Genomic DNA, 23,565 nt, shown 5'->3' with positions numbered 1-23,565 from the left:
ATACGGTAAAATACCGTCTCCATTCTTTCTTCTTTTGTACAAGAAAATAACTTCAGCATATATGATAACTATTGGCATAATAGACGATCATTCCTTGATCATCAATGGGCTTCTAAAAATGCTACAAAATGAACCGGCATATCAAGTCCTATTCACCGCTCAGGACGGTGTCGATGTATTACGGAAAATGAGTGAACAGCTACCGGATGTGCTCTTACTGGATATTGAGCTACCCGATACAAACGGAATAGATCTTTGTAAAAAGTTACTTAATTTATATCCAAAGCTTGCTGTTATTGGACTGACTAACCATGACGATGTGGTATATGTGCGAAAAATGATGCGGAATGGTGCCATGGGCTACTTACTTAAGGGCACAGAAAAAGAGTCGCTTCTTCAGGCTATAGAAACGGTGGCAGCAGGGGAACAGTATATTGATAAGCAGATTGAACAACAAATCCTACAGCAATCTATTCATGGCAGAAAAGCGACAGCATACGTTAAGCTCACCAACAGGGAACTCGAGATTCTGGCTTTGATAGCAAACGAGTATTCCAATCAGGAAATTGCCGACAAGCTTTTCCTTAGTGTTCGTACCGTGGAATCTCACCGACACAGCCTCAATCAAAAGCTTAATATAAAAACGACCGCGGGACTTGTTAAAGAGGCTTACCTCCGCGGTCTTATTTAGCTCCGTTGTACCAGATTTTTACGGATCCTGCTTAAACTGTCCTGGTGTATGGCCAAAAATGATGCAATATACTTTAACGGAACTTGTTGAACAACAATCGGTTGGGTCTCCATCAAATGGATGTAGCGTTCTTCCGCCGTCATACAGATGGAATTGATCTGGATGTCCTGCAGCCATCTGAGTAAGGTATCCATGACCGCCAAATCCATGGATTCCATCTTTGGAATATTTTTTTTCAAGTAGAGCGCGCTTTCCTTGTCCCATATCAACACATCAATCTCACTCAATGATTCCAAGGAACAGGTAGAAATCTCGCCACTTTGCAGATATAACGGTGTGGATAAAAAATAATGATCCGAAACAATACCTAATGTATGATCTACTCCATGATGAACACGGTATAATCTTGCAATCCCCCGGTTGAGAAAATACAGTTTATCCACTTTTTTACCTTGTTCCATGAGTATGGTATGCGCTGGTAAAACTTCACATTTAGTTTGGGTTCGTATAATATCAAATTCATCAGGGGTGAAGCGTATATTATAATTCCTAGCAAAAGCGCATACGTGCTCAAAATGGTATTGCAAAAGCATATTGATGATCTGCTAATTGTATAAACACGAAGGTAATAAAAAATTATAGGAAGTTCATTTTCTGACATTTGTCAGTTCTAAATCAATGCTTCGACGCCTATTTTTGACGGAACTTGGTATTAACGAAATATGAGAAAACAAACTTTGCTTATCGTGGACCGGGATTGTTTGTTTCGTAGGCAACTTATTGATGAAGTGAAACAAAATCAGTATCCCGCGATTTTCTGGGAGGCGAGCAACGGTCTGGAAGCTCTACGGTATATTGACGCACTTCAACCAGATGTGATGTTCATCAGCGTGAGATTGCCCGGCATCAATGGATTTGAGGTACTGGATAGAACAGAACATTTACCGGCCGTTGTCTTGACCTCTGAGTGTACAACCGACGCCGCCAAAGCCTTTGAATACGACGCAGTGGACTACCTTCTCAAACCTTTTACCACCAAACGTTTACAGATGTCCTTACAAAAGCTATGGTGCAAGAATAACGACATCACCGATCCTTTGCAAGATAAAGCAGCTTTATATCCGCGACGTATTCTGGTCGAAAAAGGAAATCGTTTGACCTGTATTCCTGTTTCCGAAATCACACATTTAAAGGCAGATAAAGATTATACATGGATCTTCACCCTTCACAACGAGTCTTTTTTAAGTACACAGGGGATAGGACAACTTATGCAAAAACTTGACCCTCAACAATTTTTACGCATCCATCGATCATACATCGTGAACCTGGACCATCTAAAGGAACTATACAAGGACATTCACAAAACGTTCATCACGCTACCCAATAATGTAGAGCTGAACGTTAGTCGAAACTATCTCCCAGCCATCAAAGAATTGATGTACTAGCTTCAAAATATCCCGTATCTACCGCATTACCCACTAATTCATGGAATCCGTAGTGCTACGGTAATACTGATTTTTTGGCATTCCGTAGTAGCACGTAAATTTTGATCATTCCCCTCGTCTAATTTTGCTTTCACAAAAATTAAAACTTAAAATAAATCATGACAAAGATTAAAAGCACTGTATTTATTACACTGGCGTACATTTTGTACGCAACAAGCTCTCCCGCGCAGTCTTTCCAAAAAGGCGACAAAATATTTAACCTAGGCATAGGAATCGGAGGTGGTCTTGGTATTCCTATTGGATTAAGCTACGAACAGGCTATTTCAGATCGTGTCAGTGTGGGTGCCTACACGGCTTTTTCGACCAAAAAGGAATCTTTTGGGGGGTACGGCAATTGGAAATATACCCATATTTTAGCCGCAGCTAGAGGATCCTACCATCTGAAAGTAAATTCAACAAAGTTCGATCCATACGGCGGGATCATGCTCGGCTATAACGTTGCTTCTGTTAAATGGGATGGTGCAGATGACGCGCCGTTTTCTACTTCTGCCGGTGGCTTCCTTTGGGCTGGGCATATTGGTTCTAGGTACTGGTTCTCCGAAAAATTTGGAGCCTTTGCTGAAATTGGGTATGGCGCCGCGGTATTAAACATCGGTGTAACTTTTAAACTCAACTAATACCTGATCTGCGCATTTTGTCGATAAAACAAAAACATAGAACGTCAAAAATCGCCCTTTGTCGAAAAAATCGTTGACAAAATACATAGGTAAGTAGATTTATGAAAAACTTATTTAAAAGTATATGAAGATGGAAAAAACAGTGATATGGACAAGAATCATGCTGGTCTTTGCGGTACACTCGATATGTATCATTAGTCCGCTCTATTCCCAGGGAATATGGAAGAAGGTAAAAGGCAGAATAGAAAACACGGCTGTGAATAAAATAGTAAACGAAACCGACAAAGCGGTATCCAAAGGGATCGATCAAGCTATAGAATCGGCTTCTACTGCCAACGGACAGGATACAACGGTACAACAAGACCAATCAACGAACACACATGCTGCTGAACCACAAAATAACAACCCGCTCCAATCTTACAGCAAATACGATTTCATTCCTGGCGATTCCGTACTATACGCGGCAAATTTTGTCGACGATCCCATTGGAGAATTGCCATCAGGATGGAATAGCAATGGTAGTTCGGTTATCGTTAATTTGAATAATGTGGAAGGGAAGTGGCTACGCATGGCACAACGAAGCGTCGTTTTGACGAGTAATGAACAAGGGTTTGGTCAAGATTTTAGCGTAGAGTTTGATATGGTTTTCGAGATAGACTTTCAGGGATGGATGGCTCCGGAGTTTAGATTTGGTTTATTCGCTTCGGGTGAGCAATCCCCTACATCAAACAAACTGCTCAATGAACAAAATGGCGACAAGTCTTTCTATGTAAACATCTCACCACATGCCCATTCAGGAACCTTTAGTTTAGATTCATATGAAAAGTATATCCGTTATTTCAACAGTCCGGCAAAAAGTGAAAACAAGGTAAAAACATGGTATGGACGAATCGCCCACGTAGCTATACAGGTCCAGAAAGAACGTTTGCGAATATGGATTGACGGAGAAAAGCTATATGATGCACCAAAAGGTGTGGCAAAAGCCGGGGAGTTTAATCAATTGTTTTTCAAATTAGCGAGCAGTCCTTATAAGGATGAACAAATCGGCGTTTATGTCGGTAATATCAAAATCGCCAAGGGTTTGATACCGCCTCGCCAGCATCTTCTTCAAAATGGCTCATTTACGACGACCGGCATACTGTTTGATACCGGCGCTTCACGTATACAGCCACAATCGTTTGGCGTTATAAAATCTGTTGCCGATCTCCTGCTGGAAAACCCGCAATTACGCTTGCAAATCGTAGGGCATACAGATAACGTTGGGGATGATAAAACAAATCTGACGTTAAGTGAACAGCGAGCTGCGGCCGTCAAAGAGATATTAGTATCGACGCATAGCATCTCTACAGACAGGCTAGAGACCCTCGGAAAAGGTGAAGCGGTTCCTGTGTCAACGAATGACTCCGAAGCGGGAAGAACCCAAAATAGACGTGTTGAATTTACCAAACTGTAATCGGGCATTCCTAAAAAAAGGCTGTTGCGATCGCAACAGCCTACCAAACTAACTAAACTAATAAAAGAGCGCCTTTAAAAAGGGGTTATAAAGGCTTAACAGTCTTTTCTGGAACTACACTATTCAGGTAGTTCTCTATATGTGCATATCCGTTGTCACTAATTTGTGCCGCATCGTCCGGATTACTGGCGTCCAAGCCCATTTTTGTTTCCACATCATCCGGAATTCCGTCATTGTCGGAATCTTTGTACGGTGTTCCTGCATAGACGGGATAGCCACCGACCTGGTTTACATCCGTTATAATGCCCTGCTTATAGGAATCTACCGGTAATCTACGTTTCACATAGGGTGATGGCGCCAATGGCTCGGCAGGCTCTGTATAAAACACTTTGCCCGTTTTCACTTGCTTGACAATGCGTTCGTCTACCGCATCACGCTTTGGTAGCGTAGCACCTACATTTTTCAGTACATAGTCGTAAGCTTTCTGGGCGGTTAATATTTTCCCGAAATTAGAAAGCGAAAACGGCTTATCCATTTTTATTTTCGCTAAAAGCGTACTGAGATCCCCCTCAGCCTCCGGTTGTACACCCCCATCCCAATTGTCTTTCGTTACACGCTTATTTCCTTCCACGATATTTCCATGCACATACGCTTTTCCAAACATGTTCGCATTTTCTTGGCTTCTGCCAGATTCCGGTTTGAGGATACGGTAGGATATCGGTTTATCCAAAGGCGTAATCGGCCCGGGTTTGTAATAGTTATTAATGAAATTATATTCGGAACGGTGATCGCCTCCATCCGCACTCCGGTTCCACCAGTTCCATACCACATTATTTACAAACCCAAAGTCGCCATACATCCCTACAGACGGGTTACGGCTGATATTCGAAGCCCATAAATTTCGCATAAATGTACTGTTCAAACCACCTATGGTACTACCAAAAGCGTGATTATACGTATCCAGCGCTTCGGAAAAGATAGAATTCTGTATCGTGATGTTTACAGTTGGCAACTTTAAATCTTTGCCCCCTCTGTCATAGACATGACGGTACATTGACATATTTTCATCCAGTCCCCAACTAGCAGAAACATGATCTAACATAATATTGCCTACGCCATTTCCACCTAATGCATCGTCCCTCCGTGTGACTTCATTTACACCTCTACGAAAGCGCATAAATCGTACGATGACATCGTGCGTGTCAATCAAAAAAGATTCACCTGCCACGCAAACACCATCTCCAGGAGCAGTTTGTCCCGCAATCGTCACATACGGTGCTTTCACGATAATAGGTTTCTCCAACTGGATGATTCCCGCCACGTTGAATACAATAATCCGGGCACCACCTGCTTCACAGGCTTCGCGTAATGTGCCTGGCCCGCTATCGGCTAAACTAGTCACCACAAATATGCGACCACCTCTTCCCCCCGGGGTATAGGCTCCTCCGCCCTCTGCACCAGGAAACGCCAGTATATCCGCTTGCGGCAAATCTTTTGGTTCCGCGGCCCAAGGAATATAAGGTTTCCCTTCTTGATCCATCACAGCTTTCGCCGCTTCCCATACTTTTGCCAAACGTTGCTCTTCTGCTTTATCCCGCGCATCCGCCATTTTCTGTAGAGAATCGGGAATAACTGGATATTGTGCTTTTACCTCCTGCTGGTTACACAAACCGAGGGTTACCGCCAATAAGGGTATGTATAGATTATTCCGTTTCAGTATTCTTGTAAACATCGGTATATAAATTTAGTTATCAGTTATAGACAATGCTTAATCCAAAGGTAAAATGATTTATTATCAAATACTTATATCATATTTACGATTATCTATAAAATATTATCCCCTCCGATCATTTTCCTACCGAAGGGAATAAACCAATTATAAAAATTATGACTTCTCTCCTAATCCATTCAAGTAGATCTCGATGTTGGCGTAACCAGATTCCGTTATCGCCGCCGAGTCTTCTCCGTTATTTGGATCTAAGCCCATTTTCTTTTCTACATCATCTGGAATACCATCATTGTCCGAATCTTTATAAGGTTTGCCATTATATTCAGGATAACCACCGACCTGAGAGATGTGTGTAATTATACCCATTTTATAGGAATCTTTCGGCAGTCTGCGGTGCTCAAAGTCAACTTCCGGATATTGCACGTCTTTTTCGGCTAACGGTATTGGTTTACCATCTTTGACTTCTTTCACGATCCGAAGATCGACGGCGTCACGTTTCGGCAAAGTGGCACCGGCATTTGCTAAAACTTCTTCATATGCTTCTTCAGCAGAGGTAACACGGAATTCAGCATGAGGGAAAGGTTTCGCCGCACGCATAGCGGCAAAATAAGGTTTTGCTTCCTCAAAACTCATCAGGTTACCGGCTTTGTTTTCGACCTGAACACCACCATCCCAGTTGTTCTCTGTCACTTTAGTATTTCCGTTGACGATATTACCTTCTACATACGCGCGGCCAAAGACAACATAGGGCAACTTACTTCTTCCGGACTCTGGCTTCAATAAGCGATAGCTGATTGGTTCTCCTTTCGGCGTTGCTGGCCCTGGTTTGAAATAGTTATTAAAGATGTTATACGTTGCTTGATAGTCACCCCCGTCGATCGCACGGTGCACCCAGTTGTACACGACATTATTCGCAAAGTTAAAAATACCATTCCACCCGATAGAAGGGTTTCTGGCCGCATTATTCGCCCAAAGGTTGCGCATAAAGGTTGCGTTCTCGCCTCCTAATGTGCTACCAAAGGCATGGTTCCAAGTATCCAGTGCTTCGGAGAAGATAGAGTTTTGGATGGTGATATTCACCGTTCCATATTTCTTCTCCTGAGAACCCGTACTGTCGTTATACATATGTCTGTACATCGACATATTCTCGTCTAGACCCCAGCTGGCAGAAACGTGGTCAATCATAATGTTACCAACCGGATTACCGCCGATAGCGTCATCACGGCGTCCGACGTAGGTCTCCCCTCTACGGAAACGCATATGGCGAATCAACACGTCGTGCGTGTCTATCCATACCGACTCCCCAGCCACAACGACGCCATCTCCTGGAGCGGATTGGCCGGCAATCGTGATATAAGGAGCCCGGATAATCAACGGGGTCTTCAAGCGAATAATACCCGCGACGTTAAAGACGATTATACGCGGCCCTCCTTGTTCACAGGCTTCACGAAGTGTTCCCGGACCATGATCTTCCAAACTAGTCACCACGATCACTTTTCCACCTCGTCCACCGAAAGTATATTTACCACCACCCTCTGCACCTGGAAATGCAGCAATCTCTGCCTGAGGTAAATCTGTAGGACGAAATGCCCAAGGAATATAAGGCTTCCCCTGTTTCGCATATTCCTCAATCACGGGCAGTGCTTTGCCCCAGGCAATGTCTGAACGCTGGCGTGCAGCCTCCATCATTGTATTTGTTTCTTTTTGTACTTGCTCCGGTATCTTTGGATACTGCGCTTTTGCTTGGTTTATCGCGACCAAAGTGAAAATTGTCGCAATCAAAAATGATAATTTTTTACTCATATATAAATATTTTATGATAATATCAGGCATATAATCGATAATCGATATTAGCTATACCAAAGTTAGGGGTATAAAAAATGACTTATCTATATTATCTTCACGAGAGACTATAGGATATTATCTATATCTTTTTTGCCCTAATTTTTCGTTCTCTGCTCCAAATCTTCTGTGGCCTTTTTTAAATCATATCCTTGCTTAGATAGATAGTTATTCGCGCGACCCCGATATTTAGCAAACCACTGATTCCGCTCTCTATTTGTCTGCACATTCAATGCATTCTCGCGTGCTTCTTTTAAATATTCGATTATCACAACTTTTTCTTCATCGTTCAAATCTGGCAGCAATTCTTCAAAACGCGTTAATTCTTTTTGAAAACCGTTATGCGTCATTTCGTTTTTAACCAGCTCAATTTGTTCCTTATTCAACAATGGTTCTAATTTTTTAAAAAATTTATCTCGTTGCACATCAAGTGCATTTTTACTTTCTTCCCAAATCTGAACGGCGCGTTTTTCTCTTTCCGCGTCATCGAGCGATGCACGCTCCATTTCGGCTGTTTGCAATTGCTTATCAGTATAAATAACATCCATCTTCTGATATTGAAAAGCCAACAGGTTTCGTATCTGCTCCTCTATCCATTTATCTGATATACTTAATTTTTCCATTACCCTATTAGATTCCGTAATATAAGTTGCGGACGACTCTAAATTTCTTCTTTCCGCCCACCTTTCTCCTTCTTCTTTTAGATTATATCCTCGACTAGCCAATGCATTGGCAATACGTCCTTTGTACTTATTAAACCAAGCGTGTTTTTCCTTTGCCGAACCTCCATCCATAGCATGTTCACGGGCTTCTTTCAGATTTTCCCGGATAAGCACCAATTCTTCTTCCGTCGCAAAAGGTAGCATTAAGAGATAATTGTTATAGGTCTTTGGTACCGTATAATAGGTCATTCCATTTTTTATGGCCTCAACCTGTTCTGCTGTTAACAATTCCTGTAATGCGGTAATGTATTGATCGTGTCTCTCTGCCACCATGGAGTCGGCATGAGCTAAAACCCGTTCCTTATTTGCCCCTTGTTTCTCTAATTGGCGATCTCGCTCGGCGTGGATAGTATGTAGTGCAATATATTGGTTCGCCACTACATCGCGGATCTTGCCCCTAATACTGCTTGCCAATGCAGGTTCTACCTCCGCTACAATTTTTTCTGCACGCGCCGAAGCAACCGATTGGTACTCGGGATCCGCTTGCCCTAGAGCAACTAAAATACTGGTCGATAAAAAAAATATTAAAAATCCTGCTTTCATATCGTTTATTTATAACATTATTGACTAGGAAATCATCCTGATTATTATAGGTTTACGAATCAAAAGTACAGAAACCAAAAAAGTCAATTTTATATTATTTTATCCTGTTCATATCAAATATTAACTATGTAATTCCGTATAAAAGAAAAACACCTCTTTCCAAAGAAGGATGAGGTGTTTCCTGTATTTGATATTTTGACGTCTTTTATTGCAAGGGATCAAATGTACCCATTCCAGTGATACTATTCCATCCTTTGGTTTGCTCTAAATAAGGTGAACTTTCCAATACATTTTGATGTATACCGAAATAATAGTATTCTGGGTACCACTGAAATGTCCATGTAGGCGAGACATTTGTCCGATCCAAATCATCTCTTTCTTCCACCACGAAATAGTTATCATACAGATAATCGACGTACTCTTCATGTGTTTTGATATCCCCCGGATACTCTGTGGTGTTTCTATCGATAACCGGTGCGCTACCACCATCTCCAACCAATAGCGGATCCCCGGCGCCAAAATACTCTCCTGCACCGTCTTTAACGGTAATGCGATAGCCGGTCCGTCGTGTACCATTCAATTCCGGAATACCAAGCCGCGTATTCATCCCGGTCTCGTTGTCGAACAGCATCCAACGCCTAAGATCGTAGAAACGTTTGCCCTCATATGCAAACTCTACTTTTCTTTCATCGAGAATAGCTTTAAACAATTTGTTTCTATCTCCAGCAACATCGGCTAGACCGTACGAACCATCATTGTTTTCGACACCTGCACGTTCCCGTATGGCGACCAAACCTTCTAATCCTTCATTAAGACGATTAATTCCGACAGCACACTCGGCAAGGTTTAAAACAAGCTCCGCAAAACGGAACTCCATAAAATCTGTCCCGCTTTCTTCAAAGTTGTTGATGGAATTATTTGCGCCTAAATTCGATGCTTTGCGCACATATATTCCACTGGCATTAGCACCCCGTGTTTCAGTAGGCTTATATGCACCGCCATCACTTTCCCTCCAAGAGTACGTCCATAGTTTATATTGGTCGTCCCTACCATAAGGCCATATAGCCCCATTATAGGCAAACGATTTATAAAATCTGGGATCTCTATTTTTGTAAAACTTATTTGGATCATAAGTATATGCAGAAGAGGCATCGTCTATGGCTTTTCCGTCTTTCATTGGAAAAGATTCTACGATTTGTTTAGTCGGTGAAACCGAACCCGCACCATTTATTTCCGTCGGCCGGATCGATTGCTCCCAACCACTATTTTTAGCAAAATTTCCGCCCTTTGCCAAATTATTGAATCCAAAAACGATAATTGCCTCGGGATTTCCCTCTTCTTTATGCCACATGCCTTCCCATGCCTCACCATTCGCGAAATTTCCTTCCTGGTAAAGCCCAAAACCATTTTGTTCCAACAGTGTTTTTGCTTCCAAGTTGGCATCGTAAGCTGCTTGCCACCTTTCTACCTCATCGTTTGGATTAAATAGTGGACTAGCATAGGTCAATAATACGCGACCCTTTACCGCCGCCGCCGCACCACTGGTAATACGTCCCCAATTGGCCGCATCCCATCTACCGGGCAGCAATTCCATTGCCATATCGAGATCGGAGAGAATCTGCGCGATGGTTTCTGCGGTCGAACTACGCGGGGTTGAATTTTCTTCAATATCACTCACGGCCGGATTCTGCGGTTCCAGTACCAACGGTACCCCCCCATAAAGCCTGACCAATTCAAAATATTGCCACGCGCGCCAGAAGTACATCTGCCCTTTCAACAGGTTTTTAGGTTCCTCGTCCATCCCATACTTGTCTACCTCCGTTAAGAACAGATTGATTTGTCGTAATCTCGTCCACGTGTTATTATTGATATTCGTAGTCATTCGTTGACCAAAATATTTATTTGCATGGTTATTGACATAGGAGATATTGGCCCATTGCTTGTTAAAATCGGTTTCACCGGCTAATTCATCGGTCGTTTGTGTAAACACAGTATTATAAGAGCCGTTTTCAGACGCTGTATTTGTCTGCATAAACCCGGTTTGATTGTTAGCTGGTAAGAACATGCCGTACACATAATCGATATAGGCCTGTCCCAATACTGGATCGATAAAAACATCTTCATTAACTGCTCCTAAATCTCGCTTTTCTTCCAGAAATTTATCACTACAGCTGGTATGCATTAAGAGTATGGATAGAAACAGGTTGATATATAGATACTTCTTCATTTCTCAATTTATTTAATGGTAATTATAGCGTAAGATTAAGGCCGAAAGAGAACGTCTTTAGATTCGGATAAGAGTCCCATGAGGTACCATACGCATCTTTGTAACTAAAAGGCTGGTATAAGGCCATCGGATTTATCGCCGAAAGATACAAACGCGCATTGGATACTTTCAAACGATCGATCAAGCTCCCGGGTAAAGTATACCCCAAGTTCAGGCTGGCTACCCGCATTCTGAATGCACTCGTTCTCCAGAAATTGGAGCTGACACCATATATATTTTCCCAGTGCGGGTTTGGCATTGTTCCTGTTGGATTTAATTCCGGATCATAAATATCATTCCAAATCACGGGAAGATTATTATATACTCGCGTGATATCATTATTCAATTGCTTCGTTTCACCAATCTCCGACCATCCGCCAAAGCTACCGGTGATGACCGTCTCGAATGAAAAGCTCTTATATCCCGCTTTTAGTGTAAAACCATAAGCAAAAGGATTATTTGCTTTCTTGCTTAATTGCACCTGATCAAATTCGTTGATAATCCCGTCCGGTTCTGCAAACGTACCGTCTGCTTGCAACTCACCTCTTACATCCCGATAATACAGCATACCCGGACGCAAGTCGTTTGCTTGTGTACCAAAGACTTCTTTGATATTATATTCGCTTACGTACGCGTCGATCTCCGCCTGCGTTTTAAACATCCCCAAGTGATCATACCCCCACATACCGTGATCGCCCGTTGAACCGTTTATTCCCGAATTCCAAGGTTGTGCTTCGTAGGCTGCGGGATGGTCAATCTCTATTATTTTCGATTCTCCCCAAGACAAACGACCGCTAATACCGTAGCGAAAATCGCGACCGATCTGATCGTCCCATCCCAAGGATATCTCGTATCCATAGTTATTTACGCGTGCATAGTTTTCTGCCGCAATAGATCCTCCTACAGAGACAGGAACATTACCGACACGCTCCAGCAATATATTTGTCCCTTTATTGAAATATCCGTCTAAGGTCGCAGAAAGCCGATTATTCAAGAATCGGGCATCAATTCCAAGGTTGTTTTTGAATTCGTCGCTCCAGGTCGCATCCCTATTGGGCGATTTTTCCATTCTCATACCAGTCAGTGCATTTCCATTCCCACCGAATACGGGTCCTTTACCAACCTGGTACGTATAACGCTGTCTCCATGTCCATGCCGCAAACTGATCATTTCCCATTAGTCCAACCGAATAACGCAATTTTAAATGGTTTATACCTTTCACTTCTTTGAAAAAATCTTCTTCACTCAAAACCCAACCCGCCGATAGGGAGTAAAATTTACCCCAGTAATTTTCGGGCGCAAACTTGGTAGAAGCATCGGTACGGAAAAGGAACTCTGCGAGGTATTTTTCGCCGTAACGGTAGTTGACACGCCCTATATACCCCAGAGATCCCGATTCATTTGCAAATGTACGTCCGTCAATTTCACCAAAAGCAGTACCAAACTGACCATTAGTCGACTCTAGCGGATCGTATTTCCAAACATCTTCCTGTTCGCCTTCTGCTTCGCCGCGCTCTACGGAAAAAAGACCACTGAAATTATGCTTTCCGATCTGCTTTTCATAGGTTAAAAAGAAGTTAACCTGTGTATTGATTCCGCTTCTATTGGAAAAATACAAGCGGTTACCATTGCTTACAGTGAGCGATTTAGGATTTGTTGCACCCTCGTAGATGTGCCCGTGTTCTCCTCTCCTTGTAAATTCGTACAAGTCATATTTTGTACCGATCTGGCTTCCCACAGAATGGCGCATATTGCGGGCGTAGGTCATTCGTGCTTTCAACCCCTCTAAGAACGGTGCTTCGTATTCAGCGGATGCATTGATAGAGAAGAACCGGGAATCCGTTTCTGCTAAATTGCCTAAACGCTCAATTTCATAAAAATGATAGGCAGATAAATCATTTGTCCGTCCCGGCAGTTTAACCGGTAAACCATCTATATAAGCCGGCACATACGGCGCCGCTAAGAGGAGGTTCTTATAATCATCTTCCTGTCCTTCCCCCGAAACTTTGTTAAAGGTTTTATCCAATTGATCCTCATTTCCGGAGACTTGTAACGAAACCTTAAAGTTGGACGCGACCTTGACATCGGTTCCCGCCCTAAAATTCCATTTATTATAATCTAATGTACCTAAGTTTCCGTTCTGCTTACTATAAGTCACACCTGCAAAATAGGTTGCCCGCTCAGAGCCTCCACTCAAATTGAGCGCATGTCGTGTATTATAGGAGGCTTTCCAAGCATCATCCAACCAATTATAATCTAAACCTTTAAAATGCTCTAACTCGTCTGCTGAAAATATTCGATCTCGGTAGTTACCATCGGTAGGCTGAACATTGGCGCCGTATTTCCCATTCATGATGTTGAAATATTGCCCAAACTCGTAGGCATTCATCATTTTGGTACGGTAGGTTCTGTCATTGACCGCAATCGAACCGTTATAAGAAATCTTAGGGGCTCCCGCTTTTCCTCTTTTCGTCGTCACGATAACTACACCATTCGCCCCGCGTACACCATATACCGCCGCAGCACCATCTTTCAGAACCGATATACTTTCTATCTCTGAGGGGTCAAGATTCCGAAAAAGGGTTGCCTCGGGCGTATTCTGTTCGTCAACCTGTATCACACCATCAATGACATATAAAGGCTCCGTAGTTCCGGCGTCCTTTCCGTAAGGAATTGTTGTACGGACTACCAAACCGGCCTTCGAGCCGGGTCTGGAGGTACCTCCCGAAATATCAACACCGACTAAACGTCCTGCTAGCGCAGCCCCGATATTAGTCGCCGGCAGGTCCTCTATCGCTTCCATGTCTACCGTCTCCACTGAACCCGTCAGGTGCGCTTTCTTTTGCGTGCCGTATCCCACAACCACCACCTCATCTAGTGCATCGGCAGGTTCTAATGTTATCTCTACATTCGTCTGCTTATTTACTGGATATTCAATGGTCTTATAACCTACGTAGCTAATCACTAATATCTCATCTCCCTGTGGTAAATTTATTCTAAATATACCATCGACATCTGTTTTGGTGCCCGTTGTTGTTCCTTTTATGGCAACAGTGGCTCCAATCACCGGATTTCCTTCCGGATCCGAGACTTTACCGGTTACGTTTACGAAAAGATCGGCATGAACTGCCTCATGATCATTCGGTACCGTAGCCATTGTCATCTGCAACGGTGCTACAGCAAAGAAAGGGCAAAGTAATAAAAATTGACTCTTCATGGTTTATCTGATTCTCTATTCTATACTATTAAAATTAGGGGTACTTTAATTAGGGCCTACTTTGCACGGCGTTCTGCCCATCTGTCTCCTTCTTCTTTCAGGTTATAACCTTCGGAAGACAGATAATTATTAATTCGCCCTTTATATTTCCCAAATACGCCATGCTTTTCTTTGGAGCCTGGAGCATCCATGGCCAGCTCCCGCGCCTCCGTTAAATAAACCAGAATTCTCGCTTTTTGCTCGCTGGTTAAGCTCGGTATCATATCCTGATAAGCACCATAAGTCAACGGCAATACGCCGTATGTCATGCCGTCTTTAATCTTTTCTATTTGCTCGGATTGTATCAAATTACCCAAAGCTTCCAAAAAGGTATGATGTATCTCCCGAAGAGCAGCATCTTCCTTCGCTTCATACTTCGTACGTTCCTCCTCGAGTGCCTCCTTCTGTCCAGCAAAAGTGCCTTTGAGCTTTTTAATTTCTGCTTCCCGATTCTCGTGGTGCGCATTTAATGTAGCGTACTGGTTAACCAACACATCGCGTACTTGATTATATTTTACCGAATCCGTAATACCCAAAGTCGTCACAATTTTATCCGATCGTTCCGTAATGACTTGAAGGTACTTTTCTTCCTCGGTTTGTGCAAATCCTTTTCCGACAAAAAACATCAATAGTATCCCCGCGAACCATTTCATATTAACTTTCATATATAGCAATGATTATATTATTTTTTTATATCTTATAGATAAACCGACTGTTAAAAAAGTACATAAATCAAGCATTCATTGAGCAACAGGCAATACGAAATCTATACTTTCAATTCTCACACTTCTCATCGACAATACCCTAAAAAACAATCGATTAACGTTAAAACATTTCACGACAGCTGAAACTGTAACTAATCGCAAGATCAAAATAACATAATATTATCATGTTAATAATGTGTTAATTTATCCAATCACTATAATATATTATCATCCAAGATTTAACAATATGTTACGACATTTGAAGGCGTAGTTTTATCTTAACATCAGAACCCGGGTCTTTATCACACCTAAAAGTTGCAAATCATATTAATAAGCAATTTTGTATTTACCTGTAGGTCAATCGAAAAACCGGCATCTATGGCGAATATCCTCAAGCTTAAAATAAATTGGACTGGCTTGTAACAATCTCCTTTCATTATAGCATATTGCCATAGAAAAAGAAATAAAAACCCTATATTCGAAAACTGAAACAAGAATCGTACATAACATATCTGCCATAAATTATTTGGTTAATAGTATGAAATGTCAATGATTATCAAATACAAACACCGATGAATATCGTCTGGACATTCCATATGGCCTTTAAAAGACAAATGGTATACATATGAAACCTTTATATCGAAAACTTCCGGCAGAATTGGAAAGCTCATTTTCCGCTCGTCATGATATCATGCCAAATTTTGGGAATGTGTGGCACTACCATGCAGAACTAGAGCTGCATTATACTATCCGTGGCGAAGGTATTCGTTTTATAGGGGATAATATCAGTCAATTTGCAGCGGACGAAATTATCTTGGTGGGTGAAAAGCTATCACACGCATGGCGATGCAAGGATGAGTATTTCCAGAATAATCCAGATTACAACATCGAAGCGATCGTATTACAGTTTCTCCCGGACTGTATGGGCAAGCAATTACTCCAACTTCCAGAATCTTACTTAATTCCTAGGTTATTTGAAAAAGCCAAAAGTGGCTTGCTTATTAAGGGGGAAACCAGACGTCTTGTCGCTCAACTCATGCATGATTGTGTGAACGAAACTGGGCTGGGTAGGGTCATCTCCTTATTGCAGATTTTAAAAACGATTGCTGAAAGTGATGAATGTGAAACCATCGTCAAAACCCAGACAACCTTTCATCAATCCAATGAAGCGGATAACATCCGTCTAAACAATATTTTTAATTACACCCATACGCATTACAGAAACGACATTACCTTGGAAGAGGTTGCCAATATCGCCAACCTGAGTATCACCTCTTTTTGTCGATATTTTAAGATGATGACACGGAAAACGTATTATGATTTCTTAGTGGAAATCCGTATCAGCCACGCTTGCCGTCTACTTGTCGAAAATAAAATGCCGACCGAAGTGATCTGCTTCGAATGTGGTTTTAATAACGTATCAAATTTCTACCGCCATTTTAAAAAGGTTATGGGGTTGACACCATTAGAGTATAAAAAGAGATATCTTAATCGTAATTAGTTCTTTCTACCCCTTTTTTCTTGACAAAAAAGGGGACAAAAAGTCAAGGCTGAGTATAGTTCGGCTATCTTTGTTTGTCTATTCCTAAACAGAATAAAACTCACTTCGTTCAGACATTATTCTGTTTTTTTACGGAATAGCCTGCTCAAAGATGGCCGCCGAACGATACAAGGCCGTTTTAGCCCGCGTTCCGCGTGCGTAGGTGTCTACATTCGTGTTAGCCTTATATGTTTGTTTAATAGCTATCTTCGAAACCGAAAGAACGATATTCTATTATCTTTATAAAGAAGCGCTAACACACCATACATTATTGTATTATCCCCCAATTAACACAAAGGGTCGCATCCGGATGTTTGAGGTCTGTAGAAACTCATCCTTAGCACAAACAATCCCTCTCAAATATCCGAAGCGACGATTTTTTTATTTCTTTTTTTCTAAAAAAAAGAAAGACTACTTAACATCAACAGCATCAATATAAATATCCTTGGCGTCTATAGATTTAACCCTTATGCGATAAGTCCCTGCATTGATCATCGTTCCGGTGTCGGTATCAATATAGTTCCATTTACCTTCTCGTGTGGGTTCTAAACGAACTGTTTCTGCTGGCTTCAAAACCACATCATCCATTGTAATTAATTCAATGGTCGCCTCTCTTGTCTCTTTGGATGCGTTATGGTATTTTAACATCAAAGCGTATACGTCTGCGACGCCTACTTTTATTTCAAACTCCATCCAGCCATCATTATCAGTATACTGTAAGCGATCGCTTTTCTGGAAGTGTATTTTCCGCATATTCTCGTAATTTGACGCTTCATGAGCTTTATAGCTTACCGACTCTTTCAAATCGAACGCGGGCTGCAAGCCGCTCTGTTGCTGGAACACCACCAAGTCGGCCACGGTCTCTTTGGGTACTTGTACAATCTCACCTGCATCTAATACTTTACGGTATATCTGGTAATGGGTTCCTTTATTATTCATGACAGAGTCCCCCATAAATTCGTAACCTGCTGGCTCTTCATTTGTTAGAAGATAGAAATTCGTAGGGTGGCGGAAAGTTAGAGACAAATCTTCTCTACTCCCGCTTCGTGTGAAATAGTCCGCTCCATAAAGGTAGCCCGGCAATTTGTGGAAAGACAGCTGTTGCACCGTGTCGTAGGTCTGCCCGATATCCATCCATCGTTCTATTTTCGAACCTGCTCCTGCTTTCACCTCCGCATTAAAGTGCGTGAATTTTTTCTCGTTTTCAGATTGTGCATCCGCCGAAGCAATGGCAATCGCCTGAATAACGGCTTGTCCGGCTGCTACATGTGGGAAATGAACCGTTAGCTGCCCGCCCTCTACCATTACTTCATAGCTACGTTTCAGTGCGGCATCATGCCCGACTTCCTTCCATATATCGATATTTTTTTCTTGAACGACATTGTTGATTGCCACATCAAAAAGACGCATCGCTGTACCATTCTTCAATCCGGCACCGCCAACCCAAGGTTCGGCAAAATAAAGCTCCACCTGATACGTTCCGTCAGGTAGGTCAAAACGATAAGCCAGTTGATCTAGACCATAACGAAACGTTTGGAATAGGGCCCAATCGGCCACCCCTTTAATGGGGTCGAAGATGCGTCTTTGGCTAGCAAAAGTCGAGGAGATATCATCAAAGTTATCCGCCCAGGATAACGATCCCCACCCTGCTTCCGTTGTGTAGGGCTGATCCGCAAGCCAATCCTGATCAAATACATCCGTATAGGCCGGCCCGCCACTGTTCACGCGATACAGGTAATGGGCATCCGCATCTCCTTTCAATAAAGTCGATGATACGTCGCGCATCTGCTCAAAATTCGGGCTCTGCGGCATGTTGAACAGGATAATGGTATCCCGAACGACTGTCTTACCGCCGTTTCTACCTTCTGCGTAGAGTACATTATATTGGACATCGACGCCATTAAACTCAAATGGCTTGCCAAAGCCCGGATGCTTTTGCACGCCCAAGGAAATATTTTCCAAATCGTTGAAAAGCTCCACTTCTTCACAGTTGGAAAAGATCCGAATCGCATCTTTCACTCCCGGCTCCAACCAACGGTTAGGCCAAGTATGGGATGCGATGTGCACCATCGGGTCATTCTTTTTATCACTGTAATGCGCCCGGTACATATAATAGGCGTCCGTCGGCTCACCCCAAGGGGTCAATAACCCTTTATAATTGACCGGACCGATCTTGTCTAAGTCCCGCAATCCCTCTCCTCCTTGTATCCTTCCTGGGTTGTCGTGGGAGTTCCACAGCCACTGGTAATGTCCGATCGCTTCATCTTTTACAGAGTCGGCTAAGCGCAGCTTAGTCTCCAGAATCTCTGTAAAGCGCGCTTCGCTATAGACCGGGTGGTTCGGAAGATAAGGAGGCTCGGCGTGGAGCTCCAATGTGCGCCAAGCACCATACTCGCCAACTAATAGTTGACGCTTTAAGTCTTCGCCATAGGTGTTGTGATCCCCGCCATAAGTTCCTGTCCAGTTTTGCGGCACATCCCAATCCGTACCGTCTCCGCCATTACAGGTGGTCACCAAACGTTGGATAGAGGCTGTAGGGTCAAGTGAACGGATGATATCCATACATTCTCTGGCAAAATCTTCCGGTAAAGTGCTTTCATTTTCGATACCCCAAAGGAAAACAGAGGGGCTATTTCTCCGTTCTTTTACCCAATCGCGGAGCAGATTCTTGAAATTCGTTCGAAACGCTTCGTTGTCAAACCAGATATGCGCCGCCATCTGCGTCCATAATAAGATACCGTTTTGATCCCAAAACTGTTGATAACGAAGATTGTGCGGCTGATGGGCATCCCGGAATGAATTGAAACCCAAAGCTTTCATATCCCGAACCCGCGCGGTTATCTCTTCTGCCGTAAAAGCATGGGAACCGCCTAATTTATGTTCATATTCGGCAATACCGTGGATGAACACCGGCTTCCCATTTACAAGTAGTTGGTTTGTTCCAATCGGCTTTATGCCTTTGGGCCAGCGTATCGCACGTATGCCATAGGGTGTTTCTATCCGATCAAGGACACGTCTTCCCTCTTGGACAATGGTTTCCATCGTATACAAATAAGGATCTTCGGTATCCCAGAGAGTGGGTTTAGCTACCTGGAGGGTTGACAACGGAAACTCGCTCGTTATATGTGCATCGATTTGTAGCACATCTTTACTGCTGTGTATTTTTTTACCCTTTGCATTTCGCATGTTTGTCACGATAGTCAAACGTCTAGTTTGGTTCGAGGTATTCACGATCTCTACGGTTTGTTGTATTTCCGCTCCGTCTTCATCTGCCGTTTCATCGTTCCAATAATGCACACCAAAGGGTGCGATATTAACCTCATTTTTCACGATGAGGCTAACGGGCCGGAAGATTCCCATGGGTTGTGATCCCTCCGAAAAACCACGCTCGGCCGAGCCGCCGCCATCTACCCAAGGTAAATCCCGGATCAACGTCGGGTGATCGGCACGTACGGCCAATAAATTGGAGCGTCCATCGGCGTATATAGCATCCGTTACATCTAAGGTAAACGTCGTCCGTCCTCCGGCATGGTATCCGACCTGCTGTCCATTCAACCACACGGTAGCATAAGAACCTACACCTTCAAAAAAAACGTAAAAACGTTTTCCCTCAGGTTTCTGCTGAATGGTAAATTCTTTACGATACCAGGCGTACCCGAATTGATTTCCACGGAGCAGGCGCCGGTATCCGCCGTACTGATCCCAGTTATGTGGAACATCCACCGATTTCCAGTCGTCCGTTTCAACAAACGACGTCTGCTCAAAACCTTGATAACGGGTCGAGTCGTCCTCGTCCATAATAGTTTGCCAGTCTTCATCCAATGATATCATCTGACGCGGTTCTTGCGCAAGGGCAAGGGTCACAAAAACAAAGAAGAAGGTGATACCGGCAAGGGCTTTATGCATTATTTTAAAAGATTAAGTGTTGTATCGAATGTATATGTTTTATTCTTTTTGGTTGGAATCTCCACGACTTTCCCCTCGTAACGAAGCTTTAGTGGCTTGCCGGCATTCGACTTTACGGAAATTTGCTGTAGATGGTTGTCGAACCATTTCAGATCGATTTCAAACCCGCCACGTGCCTTGAGGCCGCGCACTTCTCCTTGGGGAAGTTCTCGGGGAAGAGCTGGCAAAACATCCACAAAAGTGGTATGACTCTGCAACAACATCTCGCCGATGCCAGCGGCGCCACCAAAATTCCCATCAATCTGGAAAGGTGGGTGGGCATCGAACAGGTTCGGGTAAGATCCACCAGCTTTACTAGCCGGGCGTAACAACATTTTGATCATCGTATACGTATGTTGTGCGTCCTTCAACCTAGCCCAAAAATTTATTTTCCAAGCTAAGCTCCATCCTGTACCATCATCACCACGCATTCGTAGAGACTGCTTAGCAGCTTCTACTAACTCCGGCGTATCGTCCGCATTAATTTCGTTCCCGGGATGTAGCCCCCATAAATGCGAAACGTGCCGATGCTTGTTATCCGGATCATCGAGATCTTCCATCCATTCTTGCAACTGCCCATATTGACCGATTTGGTTTGGCGCAATCTGTGGCAACATGGTTTGTATCGAGTCGCGTAGCGCGGTATCTTTTCCGAGCAGTTTCGCCGATTCGGAAAATACGCCGAACAGGGCCCGTATAATTTGATGATCCATAGTCGGTCCTTTCACCAATCCGCCATACTCCGGAGAGTTGGAAGGCGTACTGACCAACCAACCTGTCTGCTCATCCTTTACCAAGACATCTTTAAAGAAAAGCGTCGCTCCCTTAATCACGTCGTAATACTCCGCAATAATTTTCGGGTCTTGGTTAAACAGGTAATGCTCCCAAAGATGGGTCAACAGCCAAGCGCCACCCGTTGGCCATATCCCGTGATTGGAATTATTGATTGGCGCTGTTCCACGCCAGACATCTGTATTGTGATGCAGTACCCAGCCTCGCGCATGGTAATATTCACGTGCGGTTTCACGACCGGCTTCGCTCAACTCTCGAATCATCTGAAACAGCGAATGGTGTAGCTCCGGTAGGTTGAGTATCTCCGTCGGCCAATAATTCATCTCGAGATTAATATTGGTCGTGTATTTGCTTCCCCACGAAGGTTCTAACCAAGGGTTCCATACACCTTGAAGATTGGCCGGATGTGTTCCCTCACGCGCACTGGCAATCTGCAAATAGCGCCCGAACTGCATATATAAGGCAACTAAATCCGGGTCTGCTGCTGATTCAAAACGGTGTAGGCGTTCATCGGTCGGAATGTCGCGTTGCGCTTCTCCACCCAAGTCTATGCTAAACCGGCTAAACAATTGACGATAATCTTGTTGATGGTTCTTGAGCAACTTTGAGAAAGTCTTTTTCTTTACCTTTTGATGGTGTGCTTGGGCTGGGGCGATGTAATCGGGAACTAATGTCTTATAGTCGCCGTAATTGGTTGCCCCCGTCAGATATATATCAGCGCTATGGGCATCTCTCACTTGTAATTGGCCATCTTGTTCTGTTATCGTTCCACCGTCTAGTTTGACGGTTAAGAAAGATGTTCCCTCCAACGCGCCTCCTTTGACGTCAACGGTCATCGCAAGAGTTTGTTCATCCACCTTCCAGATCTGATGTTTTTCATGTTTTGTTTCCATGGCCAAGCCGAAAGAAATCTGCCCGGGCTTATCGGCTGTCAAGCGGATTCCGATCATATTATCGGGATAACTGGCAAAATAGACCCTGGAAAACTGTACGCCTGCTCTTTTATATTGAACTTCGGCTAGACCGGTTTCCAAATCTAAACTGCGTTCATATTCTTGGGTATCTCCTGCTGGAAAGCGAAACTTCAGGCGCCCAAATGGCTGGTAGGATGCTTGGAATGTCCCTACTTTGGGGACTTCGGAGTCTTGGATCCAGTACTTCCATTCGCCAACAATGGAGATAAACTTCCCGGCTGCATTTTTAAAGCCAATCGGGATGCTGGTGTCTTTGTAGCCCGAAATCCCGCCTTTGCCGACCAAGTTAATCACCTGTACAGCGATTACATTCGTTCCTTCCCGAAGGATTTCTTTTGGAACAGTATATAAACGCTTTGTCCCATCTCCCTGTTCATGACCGACCAACTGGCCATTGACATAGGTATAATCATACTGCCGAACCCGATTTAGATCGAGCTCCCAGTCACTTTTTAAGTCTTCTGCCGTGAGCTCGAAAGTCGTCCGAAACCAAGCAGCTCCATCAACTCCTTCCAGCCCCACTTCTTCCCAACCTTCGTAAGAGGGCACGGGAATCTTGCCCCAATCGGCATCATCAAAATGGTAGGTATAGGCGCCGTCCTCTTTCTTTCTCTCCGCGGCTACGCGCGCCAACCAAGGACCATTATCCTCTGTTTCGCTTTGCAGGCCCATGAACTCGTTCATCGCGAGCTCTTCTGCTTCGCGTTGTTTTCCCTGTTCTAACAAAAGCCGGATGGTATCCAGATATCGATACGCCCCTTTTCTATTATAATTTCGCGGCTCACCCGTCCAAAGTGTTTCTTCATTAAATTGCACTTCTTCCAAAGTGTCACCACCAAATATCATGGCGCCCATCCTTCCATTCCCGATAGGCAGGGCTTCTTCCCACTCTTGGGCAGGCTCATCGTACCAGAGCCTATTCTGTCCCTGCGCCATCACGGCACTTGCTATATAAAGAGAAAGAAAGATAAACGTTAAGCGCATAG

At 43.5% G+C, this 23,565-nt stretch carries 14 protein-coding genes; 5 read left to right on the top strand and 9 right to left on the bottom strand.

Translation table 11 applies throughout. The features are described from left to right. The first annotated feature begins 61 nt into the window (after positions 1 to 61). Positions 62 to 691 (top strand): response regulator, encoded by a 630-nt coding sequence (locus H8B17_RS03300; protein WP_190307726.1) that lies wholly within the window; start codon positions 62 to 64, stop codon positions 689 to 691. Here H8B17_RS03300 and H8B17_RS03295 read toward each other — a convergent pair. After that, a complete protein-coding gene (locus H8B17_RS03295) occupies positions 688 to 1,152 on the bottom strand; it encodes a Crp/Fnr family transcriptional regulator (protein ID WP_380934276.1) in 465 nt (154 codons plus the stop codon). The two genes, H8B17_RS03300 and H8B17_RS03295, sit on opposite strands and share 4 nt — an antisense overlap. 261 nt (positions 1,153 to 1,413) lie before the next feature. Between H8B17_RS03295 and H8B17_RS03290 the strand changes: the two genes are divergently transcribed. The 3 genes from H8B17_RS03290 (at position 1,414) to H8B17_RS03280 (ending at position 4,266) form a co-directional block, all read left to right on the top strand. Next, complete coding sequence (locus H8B17_RS03290; RefSeq protein ID WP_190307724.1) at positions 1,414 to 2,136, top strand: LytR/AlgR family response regulator transcription factor; 723 nt, start codon at positions 1,414 to 1,416, stop codon at positions 2,134 to 2,136. A gap of 158 nt (positions 2,137 to 2,294) precedes the next feature. After that, positions 2,295 to 2,813 carry a hypothetical protein gene (locus tag H8B17_RS03285; protein ID WP_190307723.1) on the top strand — a complete coding sequence of 173 codons (519 nt, stop codon included), beginning with the start codon at positions 2,295 to 2,297 and terminating at the stop codon, positions 2,811 to 2,813. 130 nt (positions 2,814 to 2,943) lie between these two features. Then, on the top strand, positions 2,944 to 4,266 hold the full coding sequence (locus tag H8B17_RS03280) for an OmpA family protein (protein WP_223816331.1): 1,323 nt from the start codon (positions 2,944 to 2,946) through the stop codon (positions 4,264 to 4,266). 85 nt (positions 4,267 to 4,351) lie between these two features. On the opposite strand, the gene H8B17_RS03275 is transcribed toward H8B17_RS03280, so the two are convergent. The 6 genes from H8B17_RS03275 to H8B17_RS03250 all read right to left on the bottom strand — a co-directional run bounded on the left by H8B17_RS03275 (position 4,352) and on the right by H8B17_RS03250 (position 15,289). Next, positions 4,352 to 5,998: a pectate lyase family protein gene (locus H8B17_RS03275; RefSeq protein ID WP_223816330.1), complete on the bottom strand. Its 1,647-nt coding sequence runs from the start codon at positions 5,996 to 5,998 to the stop codon at positions 4,352 to 4,354. 153 nt (positions 5,999 to 6,151) lie between these two features. Beyond that, positions 6,152 to 7,798 (bottom strand): polysaccharide lyase, encoded by a 1,647-nt coding sequence (locus H8B17_RS03270; RefSeq protein WP_190307721.1) that lies wholly within the window; start codon positions 7,796 to 7,798, stop codon positions 6,152 to 6,154. A 137-nt stretch (positions 7,799 to 7,935) separates the two neighbouring features. After that, positions 7,936 to 9,102: a DUF3826 domain-containing protein gene (locus tag H8B17_RS03265; protein ID WP_190307720.1), complete on the bottom strand. Its 1,167-nt coding sequence runs from the start codon at positions 9,100 to 9,102 to the stop codon at positions 7,936 to 7,938. Positions 9,103 to 9,307: 205 nt separating this feature from the next. Then, on the bottom strand, positions 9,308 to 11,329 hold the full coding sequence (locus tag H8B17_RS03260; protein WP_190307719.1) for a RagB/SusD family nutrient uptake outer membrane protein: 2,022 nt from the start codon (positions 11,327 to 11,329) through the stop codon (positions 9,308 to 9,310). A gap of 22 nt (positions 11,330 to 11,351) precedes the next feature. Next, complete coding sequence (locus tag H8B17_RS03255) at positions 11,352 to 14,585, bottom strand: SusC/RagA family TonB-linked outer membrane protein (RefSeq protein ID WP_190307718.1); 3,234 nt, start codon at positions 14,583 to 14,585, stop codon at positions 11,352 to 11,354. Positions 14,586 to 14,641: 56 nt separating this feature from the next. Further along, complete coding sequence (locus H8B17_RS03250) at positions 14,642 to 15,289, bottom strand: DUF3826 domain-containing protein (RefSeq protein ID WP_190307717.1); 648 nt, start codon at positions 15,287 to 15,289, stop codon at positions 14,642 to 14,644. 664 nt (positions 15,290 to 15,953) lie between these two features. Here H8B17_RS03250 and H8B17_RS03245 point away from each other — a divergent pair. Continuing rightward, positions 15,954 to 16,829, top strand: a complete 876-nt coding sequence (locus H8B17_RS03245) for an AraC family transcriptional regulator (RefSeq protein ID WP_190307716.1) — start codon at positions 15,954 to 15,956, stop codon at positions 16,827 to 16,829. A gap of 450 nt (positions 16,830 to 17,279) precedes the next feature. Here the strand turns inward: H8B17_RS03245 and H8B17_RS03240 are convergent, their stop codons facing one another. Continuing rightward, the gene (locus H8B17_RS03240) at positions 17,280 to 20,774 is read right to left on the bottom strand and encodes a malectin domain-containing carbohydrate-binding protein (RefSeq protein WP_190307715.1); all 3,495 of its coding nucleotides are present in this window, start codon (positions 20,772 to 20,774) and stop codon (positions 17,280 to 17,282) included. Beyond that, positions 20,774 to 23,563: a glycoside hydrolase family 95 protein gene (locus H8B17_RS03235; RefSeq protein WP_190307714.1), complete on the bottom strand. Its 2,790-nt coding sequence runs from the start codon at positions 23,561 to 23,563 to the stop codon at positions 20,774 to 20,776. The genes H8B17_RS03240 and H8B17_RS03235 overlap by 1 nt, the downstream gene beginning before the upstream one ends. Between the last annotated feature and the right edge of the window lie 2 nt (positions 23,564 to 23,565).

Origin of the sequence: Sphingobacterium arenae, assembly GCF_014692505.1 — a bacterium.
GTDB classification, from domain to species: domain Bacteria; phylum Bacteroidota; class Bacteroidia; order Sphingobacteriales; family Sphingobacteriaceae; genus Sphingobacterium; species Sphingobacterium arenae.
Note: the sequence above shows the minus strand (reverse complement) of the source record. Positions and strands in the feature narration are given on the sequence as shown.

Excerpts from the sequence above, each read along its gene's own strand:
- H8B17_RS03255 (WP_190307718.1), bottom strand. The coding sequence starts at position 14,585 with ATGAAGAGTCAATTTTTATTACTTTGCCCTTTCTTTGCTGTAGCACCG.
- H8B17_RS03290 (WP_190307724.1), top strand. The coding sequence starts at position 1,414 with ATGAGAAAACAAACTTTGCTTATCGTGGACCGGGATTGTTTGTTTCGT.
- H8B17_RS03245 (WP_190307716.1), top strand. The coding sequence starts at position 15,954 with ATGAAACCTTTATATCGAAAACTTCCGGCAGAATTGGAAAGCTCATTT.
- H8B17_RS03260 (WP_190307719.1), bottom strand. The coding sequence starts at position 11,329 with ATGAAGAAGTATCTATATATCAACCTGTTTCTATCCATACTCTTAATG.
- H8B17_RS03240 (WP_190307715.1), bottom strand. The coding sequence starts at position 20,774 with ATGCATAAAGCCCTTGCCGGTATCACCTTCTTCTTTGTTTTTGTGACC.
- H8B17_RS03300 (WP_190307726.1), top strand. The coding sequence starts at position 62 with ATGATAACTATTGGCATAATAGACGATCATTCCTTGATCATCAATGGG.
- H8B17_RS03270 (WP_190307721.1), bottom strand. The coding sequence starts at position 7,798 with ATGAGTAAAAAATTATCATTTTTGATTGCGACAATTTTCACTTTGGTC.
- H8B17_RS03235 (WP_190307714.1), bottom strand. The coding sequence starts at position 23,563 with ATGCGCTTAACGTTTATCTTTCTTTCTCTTTATATAGCAAGTGCCGTG.
- H8B17_RS03280 (WP_223816331.1), top strand. The coding sequence starts at position 2,944 with ATGGAAAAAACAGTGATATGGACAAGAATCATGCTGGTCTTTGCGGTA.
- H8B17_RS03265 (WP_190307720.1), bottom strand. The coding sequence starts at position 9,102 with ATGAAAGCAGGATTTTTAATATTTTTTTTATCGACCAGTATTTTAGTT.
- H8B17_RS03275 (WP_223816330.1), bottom strand. The coding sequence starts at position 5,998 with ATGTTTACAAGAATACTGAAACGGAATAATCTATACATACCCTTATTG.
- H8B17_RS03285 (WP_190307723.1), top strand. The coding sequence starts at position 2,295 with ATGACAAAGATTAAAAGCACTGTATTTATTACACTGGCGTACATTTTG.
- H8B17_RS03250 (WP_190307717.1), bottom strand. The coding sequence starts at position 15,289 with ATGAAAGTTAATATGAAATGGTTCGCGGGGATACTATTGATGTTTTTT.
- H8B17_RS03295 (WP_380934276.1), bottom strand. The coding sequence starts at position 1,152 with ATGGAACAAGGTAAAAAAGTGGATAAACTGTATTTTCTCAACCGGGGG.